Here is an 18,357-nt window from a genome sequence, read left to right as displayed (position 1 = left end):
TGCTTGGGAGAGCTACGCCGACGTGAAATACCGAGTCGAACTCAGGTTTTGAAAGGCCCACAAATCGGCTCCCTCTCCCTCGGGAGAGGGCTGGGGTGAGGGGTAGCCACAACACAAATCAACAGCCGAACACCGCTTGGCTCTTCACCACTCAACAGGATGAGCGTTAGCTCGGCTGCAGCTCTTGATCTGTAGGGCGACGTCGGAAGGCTGAGTGGAGGGATTGATCCGGGCGTGGGAGCGCAGCGACCGTTTGGCGCAGCCAAACACAGCGGGAGTAGGTGCAGCGAAGCAAACCGGAGACGCTGCGCCCGGATCGATCCCGCAGCGAAGGAACCCCGAGCCCCAGCGAGCGGGCCGTACGTAGGAGCAAGCGTTTTTGGTTACTTTTTAGGCGTTTGTAAAAAGTGACCCGCCGTAAGGGCGGAACCCTAAGCCGCCATCACCCAAAAACGGATATACCCCCAAAACCAAAGCAAAAAAAAGCCCCCTAGGCACACACCTAGAGGGCTTCGGACAAACCAATTCAGAACTTAATGATGCTCACGCGTCGCCCGGAATTTCACATCCGGCCAACGCTCTTCCATCAACGCCAGGTTAACCCGCGTCGGCGCAAGGTAAGTCAGGTGACCACCGCCGTCGACCGCCAGGTTCTCCACAGCCTTGTTGGAAAACTCCTCAAGCTTCTTCTTGTCGCTGCATTCAATCCAGCGCGCGGAATACACAGTAATCGGCTCGTAAGAGCACTCAACCTTGTATTCCTCCTTCAAACGGCTGGCGACCACATCAAACTGCAGCACACCCACGGCGCCAAGAATGATGTCGTTGCTGCGCTCCGGGAAAAACACCTGCGTCGCGCCCTCTTCAGCCAGTTGCTGCAGCCCCTGACGCAACTGCTTGGACTTCAGCGGATCACGCAGACGCACACGACGGAACAGCTCCGGCGCAAAGTGCGGAATGCCGGTAAACCCGAGGGTTTCACCTTCACTGAAGGTATCGCCAATCTGGATCGTGCCGTGGTTGTGCAAACCAATGATGTCGCCGGCAAAGGCTTCTTCAAGCTGCTCACGCTCGGAGGAGAAGAACGTCAGGGCGTCGCCGATGCGCACGTCCTTGCCGGTACGCACGTGGCGCATCTTCATGCCTTTCTCGTACTTGCCGGAGCAGATGCGCATGAAGGCGATACGGTCGCGGTGTTTCGGGTCCATGTTCGCCTGGATCTTGAAGATGAAGCCCGAGAACTTCTCTTCCACCGGCTCAACGGTACGCTCGTTAGCGACACGGGCCAGCGGACGCGGCGCCCAATCAACAACGGCGTCAAGTACGTGGTCAACACCGAAGTTGCCCAGTGCCGTACCGAAGAACACCGGGGTCAGTTGACCGTCGAGGAACTCCTGCTGGTTGAATTCGTGGCAGGCGCCTTGAACCAGTTCCAGCTGTTCGATGAAGCGGTCGTACTCGTCGCCCAGATGCGCGCGGGCTTCGTCGGAGTCGAGCTTCTCGATGATCTTGGTTTCGGTGCGTTCGTGACCGTGACCGGCGGTGTAGACAATGATGTAGTCGTCAGCCAGGTGGTACACGCCCTTGAAGTCGCGGTAGCAACCGATCGGCCAGGTGATCGGCGCCGCTTTGATCTTCAGAACGGCTTCGATTTCGTCGAGCAGTTCGATCGGGTCGCGGATGTCACGGTCGAGTTTGTTGATGAAGCTGACGATCGGCGTGTCACGCAGACGGCAGACGTCCATCAGCGCAATCGTCCGTGGCTCAACACCTTTACCGCCGTCGAGGACCATCAATGCCGAGTCCACCGCTGTCAGGGTGCGGTAGGTGTCTTCGGAGAAGTCTTCGTGGCCCGGGGTGTCGAGCAGGTTGATCATGTGTTCGCGATACGGGAACTGCATGACCGACGTGGTAATGGAAATACCCCGTTGCTTCTCCATCTCCATCCAGTCGGATGTCGCATGGCGATCGGATTTACGGGATTTCACCGTACCGGCCACTGCAATCGCCTTGCCCATCAACAGGAGCTTTTCGGTGATCGTGGTTTTACCGGCATCGGGGTGGGAAATAATGGCGAAAGTGCGGCGTTTCGCGACTTCGGCGGCCTGGTTGGTCATGGGAAATCGCCTGGCGGTGATTCAAAAAAGGGCCGCGATTATAGCCCAACTCGATGCAATAACCGAACCGTTGAGCACATTAAGGGTGGCCAAATGCTGCCGCAGATGGGAACCTTTTAAAGCCCGGAGACGTCCATCCCCTGTTACGAATTTTCGTCAGGGGCTGAAAAATCAGCAAGTTAGCCTGACGAGGCTGCGCTCATGGCTCGCTTTCAGACCGCTTTTTGCCGGTGCTGAGGGAGCTGCTTCTCGCGAACGTTTATTCCCGGCAGCCATGTATGGCATGCCACACGGGAGGGCGTTCGCCGACTACAAAAAAAGGAGTCCGCCTGTGGCTATCCGCTATGGCAAAGGGCTGATGGGAGGTGCGGTGGTGATCGCGCTCCTGGCCCTGCTGGTCCACTGGATCGGCATCAACACGATCGAACACTACCGCGACGATTTGTTGTTTTACCTGCAAGCTCATCTGATTCTCGTCCTCGCTTCAATGCTGGCCGCCCTTGTCGTGGGCATCCCCGCCGGCATCTTCCTCAGTCGCCCGACCATGGTCGGCCGTGCTGAACGCTTCATGCAAATCTTCAATATCGGCAACACCGTGCCGCCGCTGGCCGTGCTTGCGATTGCCCTGGGCGTCCTCGGTATCGGCAGTGGCCCGGCGATCTTCGCGTTGTTCCTCGCTTCCTTGTTGCCGATTGTGCGCAACACCTACGAAGGCCTGAAAAATGTGCAGGGTTCGCTGAAAGAAGCGGCCGTCGGCATCGGCATGACCCCGCGCCAGGTGCTGTGGAAAGTCGAATTGCCCAACGCCGTGCCGATCATCGTCGGTGGTGTGCGCGTGGCGTTGGCGATCAACGTCGGCACCGCGCCGCTGGCGTTCCTGATCGGCGCCAACAGCCTCGGCAGCCTGATCTTCCCTGGCATCGCCCTGAACAATCAGCCGCAACTGCTGCTCGGCGCCGCGTGCACCGCGCTGCTGGCCTTGCTGCTCGATGGCGTCGTCACCCTCGCCAGCCGTCTCTGGCTGGAACGCGGTTTGCGCCCGTCTTAAGGCTTTTGCGAAGGAATATTTATGAAACGATTTAGCTCGTCTTTGGGATTGATAGTGGGCTGCATCCTGCTGTTCGCAGGTGTCGCCCAAGCCGCTGAAAAACCGGTTATCCGCCTCGGCGCCCGAGTCTTCACTGAGCAAACCCTGCTCGCCGAAATCACCGCGCAATACCTGCGCAGCAAAGGTTACGACGCGCAGATTACCGGCGGTCTGGGCAGTAACCTCGCCCGCAGCGCCCACGAAAGCGGACAACTGGACATGCTCTGGGAATACACCGGCGTGTCGCTGGTGGCCTACAACCATGTCACTGAAAAACTCGACAGCGCCCAGTCCTACGCCCGGGTGAAAGAACTCGACGCGAAAAAAGGCCTGGTCTGGCTGACCCCGTCGAAATTCAGCAACACCTACGCTCTCGCCTTGCCGAAGAAAGTCGCCGAGGAATATCCGCAGATCAACAACATCAGCCAGTTGAACGAAGTGCTGCGCGCCGAGGCCAAGACCAATCATCTGGTGGCGCTGGACACCGAGTTTGCCAACCGCTCCGACGGTCTGATCGGCATGGTCGATCTCTACGGCATGAACCTGACCCGCAAGAACATTCGTCAGATGGACGCGGGGCTGGTTTACACCGCGCTGCGCAACGGTCAGGTGTTTGCCGGTCTGGTCTACACCACCGACGGTCGCCTCAACGCCTTCGGCCTGAAACTGCTGGAAGACGACAAGCATTACTTCCCCGACTACACCGCCGCACCGGTGGTGCGTCAGGCTTACCTCGACGCGCACCCGCAACTGGCCGAGCAACTCAAGCCATTGGCCGAACTGTTCGATGACGAAACCATGCGCCAGCTCAACGCGCGGGTCGACGTCGATCACGAAAGCCCATCGAAAGTTGCCGCCGATTTTCTGCGCCAGCACCCACTTAATTAAGGAGGAAAAGTCATGGAATTTCTGAACGCCTTTTCCCACCTCGACTGGCAGCAGGTGATGCACCTGACCTGGCAGCACATCACCCTGGTCGGCATCGCCGTGACCCTGGCGATTGTCGTTGGCGTGCCACTGGGCATCCTGATGACCCGCTTTCCGACCCTTGCCGGGCCGTTGCAGGCCAGCGCCACGGTGCTGCTGACCGTGCCGTCGATTGCCCTGTTCGGTTTGCTGCTGCCGTTCTACTCCAAGTTCGGCCAGGGCCTCGGGCCGATGCCGGCGATCACCGCTGTGTTCCTTTATTCACTGCTGCCGATCATGCGCAACACCTACCTCGCCCTCACTGGCGTGGAACCGGGCATCCGTGAAGCAGCACGCGGCATCGGCATGACCTTCGGCCAGCGCCTGCGCATGGTCGAACTGCCGATCGCCGTGCCGGTGATCCTCGCTGGTGTGCGCACCGCCGTGGTGATGAACATCGGCGTGATGACCATCGCCGCGACCATCGGCGCCGGCGGCCTCGGTGTGTTGATCCTCGCCTCCATCAGCCGCAGTGACATGTCGATGCTCATCGTCGGCGCGCTGCTGGTCAGTCTTCTGGCCATTTTCGCTGACCTGTTTCTCCAATGGCTGCAACGCTCGTTGACTCCAAAAGGACTGCTCAAATGATCGAACTTCAAAACCTCAGCAAAACTTTCCAAAGCAACGGCAAAGACGTCAAAGCCGTGGACTCGGTAAGCCTGACCGTCAATGAAGGCGAAATCTGTGTGTTCCTCGGGCCATCGGGTTGCGGCAAAAGCACCACGCTGAAGATGATCAACCGCCTGATCAAACCGACTTCGGGCAAGATCCTCATCAACGGTGAAGACACCACCGATCTCGACGAAGTGACCCTGCGTCGCAACATCGGTTACGTGATCCAGCAGATCGGCCTGTTCCCGAACATGACCATCGAAGAGAACATCGTGGTCGTGCCGAAACTGCTCGGCTGGGACAAACAGAGATGCCATGACCGCGCCCGCGAGTTGATGAGCATGATCAAGCTGGAGCCCAAGCAATATCTGCATCGTTATCCGCGTGAACTGTCCGGTGGTCAGCAACAACGCATCGGTGTGATCCGCGCACTGGCTGCTGATGCGCCCCTGTTGTTGATGGACGAACCGTTCGGCGCGGTCGACCCGATCAACCGCGAAATGATCCAGAACGAATTCTTCGAGATGCAGCGCGCGCTGAACAAGACCGTGATCATGGTCAGCCACGACATCGATGAAACGATCAAACTCGGTGACAAGATCGCCATCTTCCGCGCCGGCAAACTGCTGCAGATCGATCATCCGGACACGCTGCTCGCGCACCCGGCAGACGACTTTGTCAGCAGCTTTGTCGGCCAAGACAGCACGCTCAAGCGTCTGCTGTTGGTGAAAGCCGAAGATGCGGCGGACAACGCGCCGTCGGTGAGCCCGGAGACGCCGGTGGCCGACGCTCTGGAGTTGATGGACGAGCATGACCGTCGCTACGTGGTGGTCACCTGTGCCGAGAACAAGGCGCTGGGTTATGTGCGTCGTCGCGATCTGCACCGCCAGACCGGCACGTGCGCGCAGTTCCTGCGTGAGTTCAACGCCACGGCGGCGTACGACGAGCATTTGCGCATCCTGCTGTCGCGGATGTACGAGTTCAACCGTTCGTGGCTGCCGGTGATGGATGCCGAGCGGGTGTTCCTCGGGGAAGTGACTCAGGAGTCGATTGCCGCTTATCTGAGTTCGGGTCGTTCGCGCGGGATGAAGACCAGCATAGTCTCGCCGGCTGAGGCCGTAGTCGCATAAAACACGAAACCTGTGGGAGCGAGCCTGCTCGCGAAAGCGCAATATCAGTCAACAATGATGTTGGCTGTGAAAATGCCTTCGCGAGCAGGCTCGCTCCCACAGGATCTGCGTGATTTTTTCTTCATTCGCCTAGCGGAAAAGAATCTCAACACCTGCGGATCGAACAGCATGTATGAGACAACCCGCGAAACAGCCAAAATCCCCCTCACCCTCTCCCCTCGCGGCCAACGTCGCCGATATTGCCGCCATCACACTTACCCACGACTTCGCCGACAAAAGCCGCGAACGTGCAGGTATTTTTAACACTCGAAAATTCCCGGGGAACATCTGCCCGTCATCTCGGTCGGCTACAAAGAGTGCTGAACGCGACGCACGTCAGAAGCGTGCAAAAACGCGACATTTTTAGTTGATCTCACGCCCCTCACGCCCTAAAGTTCGCGCCGAACGTCCATGCTGGAAACGATCCATCCGGCTCAAGTACTGACGACGAGACAGCAAGGCCAAGGGCAACGCCCCATGGCCTTTTTGCTTTCGGCGACATGCCTTGGGAAGTAGGCGAACCAAAGTGGGGATACGGAGGACGTTCATTTGCACCCATTGATTAACGACGTTTGCCACTAGGAGTCCCAAGTATGTCGATCCAGGTCGAAGACTATTTCGCGCGCGCTACATTCGACAAAATGAAGGCGTTCGCCGACAAACAGGAAACCCCGTTCGTGGTGATCGACACCGCGATGATCGCCCAGGCCTACGATGACCTGCGCGCTGGTTTCGAATTCGCCAAGGTCTACTACGCGGTCAAAGCCAACCCGGCCGTCGAGATCATCGACCTGCTCAAAGAAAAAGGTTCGAGCTTCGACATCGCCTCGATCTATGAGCTGGACAAGGTGATGGATCGTGGCGTCAGCCCGGACCGTATCAGCTACGGCAACACCATCAAGAAATCCAAGGACATCCGTTACTTCTACGAGAAGGGCGTGCGTCTGTTCTCCACCGACTCCGAAGCCGACCTGCGCAACATCGCCAAGGCTGCACCGGGTTCGAAAGTCTATGTGCGCATCCTCACCGAAGGCTCGACCACGGCTGACTGGCCACTGTCGCGCAAATTCGGCTGCCAGACCGACATGGCCATGGACCTGCTGATCCTCGCTCGCGACCTCGGCCTGGTGCCTTACGGCATCTCCTTCCACGTCGGTTCGCAACAGCGCGACATCAGCGTCTGGGATGCGGCGATCGCTAAGGTCAAAGTAATCTTCGAGCGCCTGAAAGAAGAAGACGGCATCCACCTGAAGCTGATCAACATGGGCGGTGGCTTCCCGGCCAACTACATCACCCGCACCAACAGCCTGGAAACCTACGCCGAAGAAATCATTCGCTTCCTGAAAGAAGACTTCGGTGATGACCTGCCGGAAATCATTCTCGAGCCGGGCCGTTCGCTGATTGCCAACGCCGGTATTCTGGTCAGCGAAGTGGTACTGGTTGCACGCAAGTCGCGCACCGCCGTCGAGCGTTGGGTGTATACCGATGTGGGCAAGTTCTCCGGCCTGATCGAAACCATGGACGAAGCGATCAAGTTCCCGATCTGGACCGAGAAAAAAGGCGAGATGGAAGAAGTCGTCATCGCTGGCCCGACCTGTGACAGCGCCGACATCATGTACGAGAACTACAAGTACGGCCTGCCGCTGAACCTGGCGATCGGTGATCGTCTGTACTGGCTGTCGACCGGTGCGTACACCACCAGTTACAGCGCGGTTGAGTTCAATGGCTTCCCGCCGTTGAAGTCGTTTTACGTGTAAGAGCAGCTGCGAGTTTCAAGCTGCTAGCTGCAAGTGAAAAGCCCATGACGTGTCATGGGCTTTTTTGTGTCTGGCTTCAAAATTTGTGGTGTGCTTTCAATCTATCCCCCTCACCCCAGCCCTCTCCCCCAAGGGGGCGAGGGGGAAAGGGAGCAGATCGGGGGCTTTTCAAAACCTGAGGTCGACTGGATATTTCAGGTCGGTGTAGTTGGAACATCCAACTCGGTCAGTCCCCTCTCCCTCTGGGAGAGGGTTAGGGTGAGGGCTATTGGCACCGAAGCGCATACCGCCCAGCCAACGCCTGAATCTTCGGATCTACAGCACTCGCCAACGTCTGACTCGCCACCCGCAGAAAATTCAGATTGCCGCCGGCCAAAGCTTTCTCAAGCCAATCGACCGCCTCATCAATCCGCCCCTCATCCGCTAAAACTGCAGCGAAACTGAACTGCCCACGAAAATCCCCACCGTCGGCCGAACGCCGATACCAATCGCGCGCCGCAACCGGATCCGCCGGGCACACCAGCCCTTCTTCCAGATACCGCCCCAGCAGATTCATCGATTTCGCATGGCCCAGTTCAGCCGCGCGGCGATACAGCGCCAGCGCCTGCAGATGATCCACCTCCACTCCCCGCCCGGTCGCGAGCAGATTGGCGAGGTTGTACATCGCCCAATCCAGTCCGGCCTCCGCTGCAATCCGATAATGCTGCGCAGCAACCGACGCATCCGCCACGCAACCCCAACCATGCTCATGACAACGCCCGAGCATGTTGCGCGCCATCAGGTGCCCACGCCCGGCAGCGATGCCGAACCAGCGCAGCGCCAGCGCTTGATCCTGGGCGATGCCTAGGCCGTCGAGCAGGATTTGCCCAAGCAACGCCTGTGCTTCAACTTCACCCTCGCCCGCCGCTAGCAAAATCGCCTGCGCGGCACGGGCCGGGCTTTCGGCGAGCATGGAGCTGAGTTGTTCGCCGTCGAGGACTTCTTCACGACGCAGTTGAAAACTCATACCTCGACCCAGCGACGGAGCAAGTTGTGATACGTGCCGGTGAGGCGAATCAGTGACGGGTGATCAGGCAGATCTTGAGTCAGTTGCTGAATCGCCCCGTCCATCTCGAACAACAGCGCGCGCTGGCTATCTTCACGCACCAGACTTTGTGTCCAGAAGAACGACGCATAACGCGCGCCACGCGTGACCGCGTTGACCTTATGCAGGCTGGTGCCGGGGTACAAAACCATGTCGCCGGCCGGCAACTTCACCCGTTGCGTGCCGAAGGTGTCCTGGATCTCCAGTTCGCCGCCGTCGTAATCATCGGGCTCGCTGAAGAACAGCGTCGCCGACAGATCGGTGCGCACCCGCTCGATGCTGCCCTTGGGTTGGCGCACGGCGTTATCGATGTGGAAATCGAAACTGCCACCGGCCGTGTAACAGTTCACTAACGGCGGGAAGACTTTGTGCGGCAACGCGGCGGACATGAACAGTGGATTTTTCCACAAACGCTCCAGCATCGCTGCGCCGATCTCTTTGGCCAGCGGATGGCCTTCGGGCAGCTGCAAATTGTGCTTCGCCTTGGCCGACTGAAAGCCGGCGGTGATCTTGCCATCGGCCCAATCGGCCTGCTCTAGCGCCTCACGAATGCGCTGCACTTCGTCTTTTGCGAACAGTCCGGGGATGTGCAGCAGCATGGCGATGTCACCTGATGGCAAAGAGGCGGCAATGGTATTGATTCTTATTGACTGTGTAAAACCCGAGAGACGAATGAACTGGCAAAAACCGTAAGGTTAAATTGTAAAGAATGTAAATTCAGTGCGAATAACAATGTTTCGCAATTGATACGAATACTTGTTTAACCTATATTCCGCCGCCTCAAATCCTTGGGGAGGGGAATAAAAATGGCACGTCAACACGCACAATTACCGGTCAGTTCACCACGTCTGCTCGCCTCTGCAATCGGTGTGGCAATCACCGCCGGTTCCGCTGGCCAGATGGTGTTCGCCGCTGAAAAAACCGACAGCAAAGCCACCGGCAATGCCATCGCCCTGGACGCCACCTCGATCACGGGCGAAGCCCAGGATTCGACGTCCTATCAGGTCGAAAAAGCCTCCTCGCCCAAGTACACCGCGCCGCTGGTCGATACACCGCGCTCGGTCACCGTTATTCCGCAACAAGTGCTCAAAGACACCGGCGCCCTGAACATGCAGGACGCGCTGCGCACCGTGCCGGGCATCACCTTCGGCGCCGGTGAAGGCGGCAATCCACAGGGCGACCGTCCGTTCATTCGTGGTTTCGACGCGCAGGGCGACACCTACCTCGACGGCGTGCGCGACACCGGTTCGCAAAGCCGCGAAATCTTCGCCGTGGAAAACATTGAAGTCAGCAAGGGCCCGAATTCCGCCATCGGCGGTCGTGGCGCGGCAGGCGGCAGCATCAACCTGGTGAGCAAGAAAGCGCACCTGGGCAATTCGTTCGATGGCGGCTTCACCTGGGGCTCCGACCAGACTCAGCGCTACACCCTCGACGGCAACTACCAGTTCAGCGACACCGCCGCCGGCCGTCTGAACCTGATGAGCCACGAGAGCAACGTCGCCGGTCGCGACAAAGTCGATTACGACCGCTGGGGCATCGCCCCGTCCCTGGCGTTTGGCCTGGGCACCGACACCCGCGTCAACCTCGACTACTACCACCTCGAAAGCAACGACACCCCGGACTCGGGCGTGCCGTACACCATTCCGGCCGGCGGCTCCGCTGCACGCACCAAGTCCAATCCGGACAAGCCTTACGCTGGCGGTGACCACAGCAATTTCTACGGCCTGGATCGCGACTTCCGCAAGGGCCGCACCGACACCGCGACCTTCGCCATCGAGCATGACCTGAGCGACTCGCTGACGATCAAGAACACCCTGCGTCACGGCACCAGCATGCAGGACTACATCCTGACCCAACCTGACGACAGCAAGGGCAACGTCAACAATGGCAGCCTCTGGCGCCGGGCCAATACTCGGGTGAGCAACACCGAGACCACCACCAACCAGACTGACCTGTTCGGCAACTTCTACGTTGCCGGCTTCAAGAACAGCTTCTCCACCGGTGTCGAATACACCCGTGAGGAAAGCCAGAAGTCTTCGTACAACGTCAACACCGACACCACACCGCGCACCACTAATGTGGCCGCGAGCAGCAACTGCACGCCGTCGATGATCGGCGCGTCGAGTAACTACAACTGCACCTCGCTGTCGAACCCGAACCCGAACGATCCGTGGAACGGCGCGATTTCGCGTAACTACGCCGGCACCGACACCCAGGCCAACACCTACGCGCTGTATGTGTTCGATACGCTGGAGCTGAACGAGCAGTGGCTGGTGAACATGGGCCTGCGTTACGACCACTTCGACACCGACTACAAGACCTACAACGCCGCTGGCACCACCACGTCCAAGGGCGATGACACCAGCGAGTTCGTCACCGGTCAGTTCGGCGTCGTCTACAAGCCGGCGGAAAACGGCAGCATCTACGCCTCCTACGCCACCTCGGCCACGCCACCGGGCAACACCTTGGGCGAGGGTCAGGAAGGCAACCCCTTGGGCGGCACCCCGGATCGCAGCGGCAACCTGCTGAGCAGCGACATGGAGCCGGAAACCACCAAGAACTATGAAATCGGCACCAAGTGGGATCTGCTCAACGATCGCCTGTCGCTGACCGCTGACATCTTCCGCACCGAGAAAGAAAACGCTCGTGTGCAAGTCGACACCACGTCGTACGAAAACGCCGGCAAGACCCGTGTGCAAGGTGTCGAGCTCTCGGCCAGCGGCAAGATCACTGACAAGTGGCAAGTGTTCGCCGGTTACGCCTTCATGGACAGCGAACAAGTCGATGGCGGCCCGCTGGGCAAAGCCAACGACGGCAACGAACTGCCTAACACGCCAAAAAACAGCGCCAGCCTGTGGACCACTTACCAGGTCACGCCGAAGCTGACCATCGGTGGCGGCGCGTTCTACGTCGACGACGTGTACGGCAGCGTGGCCAACACCACCATGGTTGACTCGTATGTTCGCTACGACGCAATGGCCGCGTACAAGCTGACCAAGAACGTCGACCTGCAACTCAATGTGCAGAACCTGACCAACGAAACCTACTACGACAAAGCCTTCTCGACCCACTTCGCCAACCAGGCGGCGGGCCGTACGGCACTGTTGAGCACCAACTTCCACTTCTGACCGATGTGGAAACCTGTGGGAGCGAGCCTGCTCGCGAAAGCGCTGGGTCAGTCAAGTAGAGGCTAACTGACACGACGCCTTCGCGAGCAGGCTCGCTCCCACAAGGTATGCGCCGCAAGGCTTGGCCCCGTTCATTCAATTGAACGGGGCTTTTGTGCGTAATAAAGAACGCTTCTCGATAACCCACGGCATAATGCGCGCCGTGAAGACAATTTCCGAATGGACGGCGAGTGACGTGTTGAAGAAAACCCTGTTCCAGTTGCACTGGTTTTTTGGCATCACCGCAGGCCTGGTGCTGGCGTTGATGGGCATCACCGGCGCGGCCTATTCGTTTCAGGACGAAATCCTGCGGGCGCTGAATCCCTCCGTCCTGCAGGTAGAGAAACAAGTCGCCGGTGTCTTGCCGCCCGTCGAACTGGTCGAGCGTATCGAAGCCACATCCGGCAAAAAAGTCTCGATGCTCTGGGTCGAAACCGACAGCGGCAACGCGGCGAAAGTGTTCTTCACCCCGCCCAAGGGTGAACGTCGCGGCGAGATGCGCTACTTCGATCCGTACACCGCCGAGTTCATGGGCGACGCGGTCGGCCAGGATTTCTTCGGCCTGATGCTGCAACTGCACCGCTTCCTCGCCATGGGCGATACCGGGCGCAACATCACCGGCGCCTGCACGCTGATCCTGCTGTTCTTCTGCCTGTCCGGCCTGTACCTGCGTTGGCCGCGTCAGTGGCATAGCTGGCGCGTCTGGCTGACGCTGGACTGGAAGAAAAAGGGCCGCGCCTTCAACTGGGATCTGCACTCGGTGGCGGGCACCTGGTGCCTGCTGGTCTATCTGTTGCTGGCGCTGACCGGGTTGTCGTGGTCGTACGAGTGGTACAACAAAGGCCTGACCCGACTGCTTTCCGACTCGCCACAAAACGAGCGCGTGCGCGGTGGTCGCGGCCCGGCGCCGGAAGGCCCGGCACCGATCGCCGATTACGCAGCGATGTGGAGCAGCATTTACAGCGCTGCCGGCCCGGGTCTGGCGGCGTACAACATCCGTATGCCGGCCGTCGCTGGCCAACCGGCGACCGTGTTCTACCTGCTCGACAGCTCGCCGCATGATCGCGCGCTGAACCAGATCACCCTCGATCCGGCCACCGGCATCGTCAAACGTGTCGACCGTTACGCCGACAAGAGCTTCAAGGCGCAACTGCTGACCAGCATTTATGCGCTGCACGTCGGCAGCTATTTCGGTCTGGTCGGGCGGATCATCATCACGCTCGCAGCGGTGTGCATGCCGCTGTTTTTCATCACCGGCTGGCTGCTGTACCTCGATCGTCGGCGCAAGAAAAAGCAGATCAAGGATGCCCGCCAAGGCCTCGCACAGCCGGGCGGCGATGCTTCGGCATGGCTGATCGGTTTCGCCAGCCAGAGCGGTTTCGCCGAGCAACTGGCATGGCAGACCGCCGGGCAATTGCAGGCCGCCGGACTGCCGGTGAAAGTGCAGCCGCTGGCGAATGTCAGCGAGCAGGATCTGCGTGAATCGAACAACGCACTGTTTGTGGTGAGCACGTTCGGCGACGGCGAAGCGCCGGACAGCGCGCGCGGATTCGAGCGCAAAGTGCTGGGCAAAGCGGCAACGCTCGACAGTCTGAATTACTCGGTGCTCGGTCTCGGCGATCGTCAGTATCAGCACTTCTGTGGTTTCGCCAAACGCCTGCACCAATGGTTGGCGGAGCACGGCGGCAAGACATTGTTCGCGCCGGTCGAAGTCGACAGCGGTGATCCCTATGCCCTGCGCCACTGGCAAACCCAACTTGGCCTGCTCACCGGCCAAGCACCGGTCGATACCTGGCAAGCACCGAGTTACGACAACTGGACGCTGGTACGCCGCGAACTGATGAACCCGGATAGCAGCGGTGCGCCGGTTTACTTGTTGGGCCTGAGCGCACCGAACACCAGCAGTTGGCTGGCCGGTGATCTGGTCGAAGTGCTGCCGCGTAACTGCCCGTGGGCCATCGAACACTTCCTCGACGGCCTCGGCATTCGTGGCGAAACCACTGTGAAAATCAACGGCCTCGACGAGCCGCTGGAAGTTGCGCTGGCCTCGCGGCAATTGCCCGAGCACCGCGCACATCTGGTCGGTCTGCATGCGCAATCGCTGGTCGACGCGATGGTGCCGCTGGCCATGCGCGAATACTCGATCGCCTCGATTGCCGCCGACGGCGTGCTGGAGTTGATCGTGCGTCAGGAACAGCATGCCGACGGCACCCTGGGCATCGGTTCCGGCTGGCTGACTGAGCACGCGCCTGTGGGCGGCAGCATCAGTTTGCGGGTTCGACGCAACAGTGGCTTCCATCTGCCGAACGAACCAGTGCCGATGATTCTTTTGGGCAACGGCACCGGCATCGCAGGACTGCGCAGCTTGCTCAAGGCACGGATTGCCGATGGTCAACAGCGCCAGTGGTTGCTGTTTGGCGAGCGCAATCGTGAACACGATTTCCTCTGTCGCGCGGAGCTGGAAGAGTGGTTGATCAATGGTGATCTGGAGCGGCTGGATCTGGCGTTTTCGCGGGATCAGGCTGAGAAGGTTTATGTGCAGGATCGCTTGCGTGAGTCGACTGCAGAGTTGAAGAAATGGCTGGCGGACGGGGCGGTTATTTATATCTGTGGCAGCTTGCAGGGAATGGCTTCGGGGGTTGATCAGGTGCTTAACGATATTCTTGGTGCCGCCGAAGTCGAACGCCTGATTGAGCAGGGCCGTTATCGGCGTGATGTCTATTAAAGAGCCCCTCATCCTAACCCTCTCCCAAAGGGAGAGGGGACTGACCGTTAGAGATTCACGCAATACGCCGACCTGAACGTCCTCTGCCGAATCCATAATCGACACGGTCTTCCAGGTCGGCGTACCTCTTTAGACACCTCCGTCGGCCCCCTCTCCCTCCGGGAGAGGGCTGGGCGGGCGGCGTTCCGATGAGGGTTAGCCTTTGATCTTTAAGCAGGCTGCAATTTTTTCTCGAAAACCGCCACCCCATTCAAATCCCGCAACACCACGCTCATCTCCCCACTCCCCCCTTCAATATTCACCTCGCCAAAAAACTGAAACCCGGCAAACGGCGAAGTGTTCTGCGCCGGCGGCGCCTTCTCGAACACCACCTCCGGGCCAAAGGTTTTATCCAGTGGATTAGGCCCGAAACTCCCGGCATTCAGCGGCCCCGCGACAAACTCCCAGAACGGTTCGAAATCCTGAAACGCCGCGCGATCCGGGTGATAGTGATGCGCCGCGCAGTAATGCACATCCGCCGTGAGGAAGACGAAATTGCGCACCTGCTGCGCACGCAGATAGCCGAGCAATTCGGCGATTTCCACCTCGCGCCCCTGGGCCGGTCCCGGGTCACCGTTAGCCACCGCTTCCCAACGCGGGACACCCGGGCTGACCTCACCATCCGGCACGCCAAGGCCGATTGGCATGTCGGCGGCAATGACCTTCCACTGGGCTTTGGATTTCTTCAAGCCGCGCTTGAGCCAGTTCAGTTGCTCACGTCCCAAAAACGGTTTCGACGCGCCGAGGTTGTCGTCATTGGCGCCGCGATAACTGCGCATGTCGAGCACGAACACATCGAGCATTGGCCCATAGCTCAACTTGCGATAAATCCTTCCGCCAGCATCGGCAGCCTGCAAACGCATCGGCGAGTATTCCAGCCACGCCTTGCGTGCGCGCCCGACCAGGGTGTGGATATCTTTTTCCTGATAACGCTCGTCGAGCTGCTTGCCGGGCGACCAGTTGTTGACCACTTCATGGTCGTCCCACTGCCAGATCTGCGGCACCTCGGCGTTGAAGCGGCGGATGTTTTCGTCCATCAGGTTGTAGCGGTAATTGCCGCGATAGTCGGCGAGGGTCTGCGCGACTTTGCTCTTGGCTTCGGTGGTGAGGTTACGCCAGATGCGACCGTTTTCCGTGGTGAGCTGGGCCGGCACCGGGCCGTCGGCATAGATGGTGTCACCGCTGTGGATGAAGAAGTCCGGCAGACGCAAACGCATCGCTTCGTAGATGCGCATGCCGCCGATGTCCGGGTTGATACCGAAGCCCTGGCCGACGGTGTCGCCGCTCCAGACGAAACGAATATTGCGCCGCGCCGTCGGAGCGCTGCGCAGGTGACCGAGCCACGGCTCGCTGGCGACGCCGGTACGGGCGTCCTTGAAATACACGCGATAGAAAATCGCCTGATCGGCGGGCAGCCCGGCCAGTTCAACGCGGGCGGTAAAGTCGCTGCGGGCATCGGCCAGCGTCGAGACTACCCGGCGCGGGTGGCGAAACTGGCTGCGGGTGTCCCACTCGACCACCATATGCGCGGGGCGATCGCTGCGGCTCCAGATCATCGCGCGGTCGCCTTGCAGATCGCCGGACTGCACGCCGTCGGTCAACTGCGGGCGATCCTTGACCGACGCAATCACCGCCGGCGCCAGGCTTGGCATCAGCAGACCGGCACCAACGACTTGCATGACACGCCGGCGACCGGGGTTGAAATCGCTCATGGTGTTCTCCCTGAAAAAAGGAAAACTTAAGCACGCGATCATGAAACAGACATGACACCAGACACACCACAGAACCAATTGTAGGAGTGAGCCTGCTCGCGATATCGGTATATCTGCCAACATTCATGTCACTGACAGACCGCTATCGCGAGCAGGCTCACTCCTACAAGGGTTTTGTGTTGTCAGTCAGGCCTTCGCCGGTTCCAGCGCCAGCTCAACGGCTTCCGGGCGTTTGACCGTCGCATAGACAACGGCGGTCAAGAGGCTCCCCGCGACAATCGCCAGCAAATACAGCAACGCATGGTTGATCGCATTCGGAATCGCCAGCACAAACAAGCCACCGTGCGGCGCCATCAGTTTGCAGCCGAAGTACATCGACAACGCACCGGTCAGCGCGCCACCGGCGATGCTCGCCGGAATCACCCGCAACGGATCTTTCGCGGCAAACGGAATCGCCCCTTCGGAGATGAAGCACAGCCCCAGCACGAAGGCAGCCTTGCCGGCCTCGCGTTCAGTCTGGGCGAATTTGCGCCGCGCAATAAATGTGGCGATGCCCAGGCCAATCGGCGGCACCATCCCTGCGGCCATGGTCGCGGCCATCGGTGCATAACTCTGCGACGCCAGCAGACCTACCGAGAACGCGTACGCGGCTTTATTGATCGGCCCGCCAAGGTCGACGCACATCATGCCACCGAGCAGCACACCGAGCAGAATCGCGTTGGTGGTACCCATGCTGTCGAGGAAATGCGTGAGCGCACCGAGCATGCCGGCGACCGGTTTACCGACCACGTAAATCATCACCAGACCGGTGATCAGGCTGGCAAACAACGGGATGATCAGAATCGGTTTCAGCGCTTCGAGACTTTGCGGCAAGGCGACATATCGACTGATAGCCTTGGCCGCATAACCGGCGATAAACCCGGCGATGATGCCGCCGATAAACCCGGCGCCCAGCGTACTGGCAAGCAAACCACCAATCATCCCCGGCGCCAGGCCCGGACGGTCGGCGATCGAATAAGCGATGTAACCGGCCAACAACGGCACCATCAACTTGAACGCGGTCTCGCCACCGATCTGCATCAACGCCGCCGCCAGCGTGCCTTCCTCCTTGAACGCGGTGATGCCGAAGACGAACGACAGCGCGATCATCAAACCACCGGCCACGACCATCGGCAACATGAACGACACGCCGGTCAGCAGGTGTTTATAGATGCCGGTTTTCTCTTGCTTGGCCGGTGCCTTGCCGTCACTCGCGGCGCTTTCCACTGCACCTTCGGCCAAGGCTTTTTTCAGCGTGGCTTCGGACTGCTTCAAGGCGATCCCGGTGCCGCAGCGATAGATCTTCTTGCCGGCAAAACGCTCGGTGGCGACTTCGATATCCGCCGCCAGCAACACCACGTCTGCTTCGGCAATCGCCGCTGCGCTCAACGGGGTTTTCGCGCCCACCGAGCCTTGGGTTTCGACCTGCAGTTCGTAGCCCAGACGCTTGGCGGTCTGCTGCAAGGCTTCGGCGGCCATGAAGGTGTGGGCTACACCGGTCGGGCACGCGGTGATGGCGACGAGGCGTGGCGCGCGCGGCGCATCAGCAACCGGTTCTGCCGCGCTGGCGACGTAAACCTCAGCCTCTTCAGCACCACGACGCAGCACCGCTTCAACATCTTGCAATGCCTGCGCCGGAGCAATCTGGAAAACCCGTTTGCCGACAAAACGCGTCATATCGACCGCGCCTGTGGCGACCAACAAAACCCACTCCGCCGCTGCAATGGTCGCCGCCGACAACTCGCGTTCCGGGTGCGCCGCATCGACCACTTCCACGCTGGTGCTCCAGCCCTGACGCTGCGCCGCCGCATCAAGCAAACGCGCGCACAGCACACTGGTGACCATGCCGTTCGGGCAAGCCGTAACAATGGCTAATTTCATGA

At 59.7% G+C, this 18,357-nt stretch carries 12 protein-coding genes; 7 read left to right on the top strand and 5 right to left on the bottom strand.

All coding sequences use genetic code 11. The annotated features are described in order from the left end of the window. Positions 1 to 533: 533 nt before the first annotated feature. Positions 534 to 2,117 (bottom strand): peptide chain release factor 3, encoded by a 1,584-nt coding sequence (locus CKW26_RS19195; protein ID WP_095049730.1) that lies wholly within the window; start codon positions 2,115 to 2,117, stop codon positions 534 to 536. A 358-nt stretch (positions 2,118 to 2,475) separates the two neighbouring features. Here CKW26_RS19195 and CKW26_RS19190 point away from each other — a divergent pair, with 358 nt between their 5' ends. The 5 genes from CKW26_RS19190 (at position 2,476) to CKW26_RS19170 (ending at position 7,708) form a co-directional block, all read left to right on the top strand. Continuing rightward, positions 2,476 to 3,165, top strand: a complete 690-nt coding sequence (locus CKW26_RS19190) for an ABC transporter permease (protein WP_169844036.1) — start codon at positions 2,476 to 2,478, stop codon at positions 3,163 to 3,165. 21 nt (positions 3,166 to 3,186) lie between these two features. Beyond that, a complete protein-coding gene (locus CKW26_RS19185) occupies positions 3,187 to 4,092 on the top strand; it encodes a glycine betaine ABC transporter substrate-binding protein (RefSeq protein WP_095049729.1) in 906 nt (301 codons plus the stop codon). A gap of 12 nt (positions 4,093 to 4,104) precedes the next feature. Further along, a complete protein-coding gene (locus CKW26_RS19180; protein WP_007915307.1) occupies positions 4,105 to 4,758 on the top strand; it encodes an ABC transporter permease in 654 nt (217 codons plus the stop codon). After that, positions 4,755 to 5,912 carry a betaine/proline/choline family ABC transporter ATP-binding protein gene (locus CKW26_RS19175; protein ID WP_095049728.1) on the top strand — a complete coding sequence of 386 codons (1,158 nt, stop codon included), beginning with the start codon at positions 4,755 to 4,757 and terminating at the stop codon, positions 5,910 to 5,912. The genes CKW26_RS19180 and CKW26_RS19175 overlap by 4 nt, the downstream gene beginning before the upstream one ends. Positions 5,913 to 6,544: 632 nt before the next feature. Then, positions 6,545 to 7,708 (top strand): type III PLP-dependent enzyme, encoded by a 1,164-nt coding sequence (locus tag CKW26_RS19170; protein WP_007915304.1) that lies wholly within the window; start codon positions 6,545 to 6,547, stop codon positions 7,706 to 7,708. Between the two features lie 265 nt (positions 7,709 to 7,973). Here CKW26_RS19170 and CKW26_RS19165 read toward each other — a convergent pair whose 3' ends face one another. Then, entirely contained in the window at positions 7,974 to 8,714 is a 741-nt protein-coding gene (locus CKW26_RS19165) for a tetratricopeptide repeat protein (RefSeq protein WP_095049727.1), read from the bottom strand. Beyond that, complete coding sequence (locus tag CKW26_RS19160) at positions 8,711 to 9,391, bottom strand: Fe2+-dependent dioxygenase (RefSeq protein WP_095049726.1); 681 nt, start codon at positions 9,389 to 9,391, stop codon at positions 8,711 to 8,713. Before CKW26_RS19160 ends, CKW26_RS19165 begins: the two co-directional genes overlap by 4 nt. A gap of 207 nt (positions 9,392 to 9,598) precedes the next feature. Between CKW26_RS19160 and CKW26_RS19155 the strand changes: the two genes are divergently transcribed. Together CKW26_RS19155 and CKW26_RS19150 are read left to right on the top strand one after the other, a co-directional pair. Further along, on the top strand, positions 9,599 to 11,920 hold the full coding sequence (locus tag CKW26_RS19155) for a TonB-dependent siderophore receptor (protein WP_095049725.1): 2,322 nt from the start codon (positions 9,599 to 9,601) through the stop codon (positions 11,918 to 11,920). Between the two features lie 235 nt (positions 11,921 to 12,155). Further along, positions 12,156 to 14,684 (top strand): sulfite reductase flavoprotein subunit alpha, encoded by a 2,529-nt coding sequence (locus CKW26_RS19150; RefSeq protein ID WP_095049820.1) that lies wholly within the window; start codon positions 12,156 to 12,158, stop codon positions 14,682 to 14,684. Positions 14,685 to 14,893: 209 nt separating this feature from the next. Here CKW26_RS19150 and CKW26_RS19145 read toward each other — a convergent pair whose 3' ends face one another. Both CKW26_RS19145 and CKW26_RS19140 read right to left on the bottom strand, forming a co-directional pair. After that, positions 14,894 to 16,435, bottom strand: a complete 1,542-nt coding sequence (locus tag CKW26_RS19145; protein WP_095049724.1) for an alkaline phosphatase — start codon at positions 16,433 to 16,435, stop codon at positions 14,894 to 14,896. 186 nt (positions 16,436 to 16,621) lie between these two features. After that, positions 16,622 to 18,355: a PTS fructose-like transporter subunit IIB gene (locus CKW26_RS19140; protein WP_095049723.1), complete on the bottom strand. Its 1,734-nt coding sequence runs from the start codon at positions 18,353 to 18,355 to the stop codon at positions 16,622 to 16,624. Between the last annotated feature and the right edge of the window lie 2 nt (positions 18,356 to 18,357).

This window comes from Pseudomonas sp. Irchel s3h9, from assembly GCF_900187475.1.
Lineage (GTDB): Bacteria > Pseudomonadota > Gammaproteobacteria > Pseudomonadales > Pseudomonadaceae > Aquipseudomonas > Aquipseudomonas neuropathica.
This window is presented reverse-complemented; position numbering and strand designations above follow the sequence as displayed.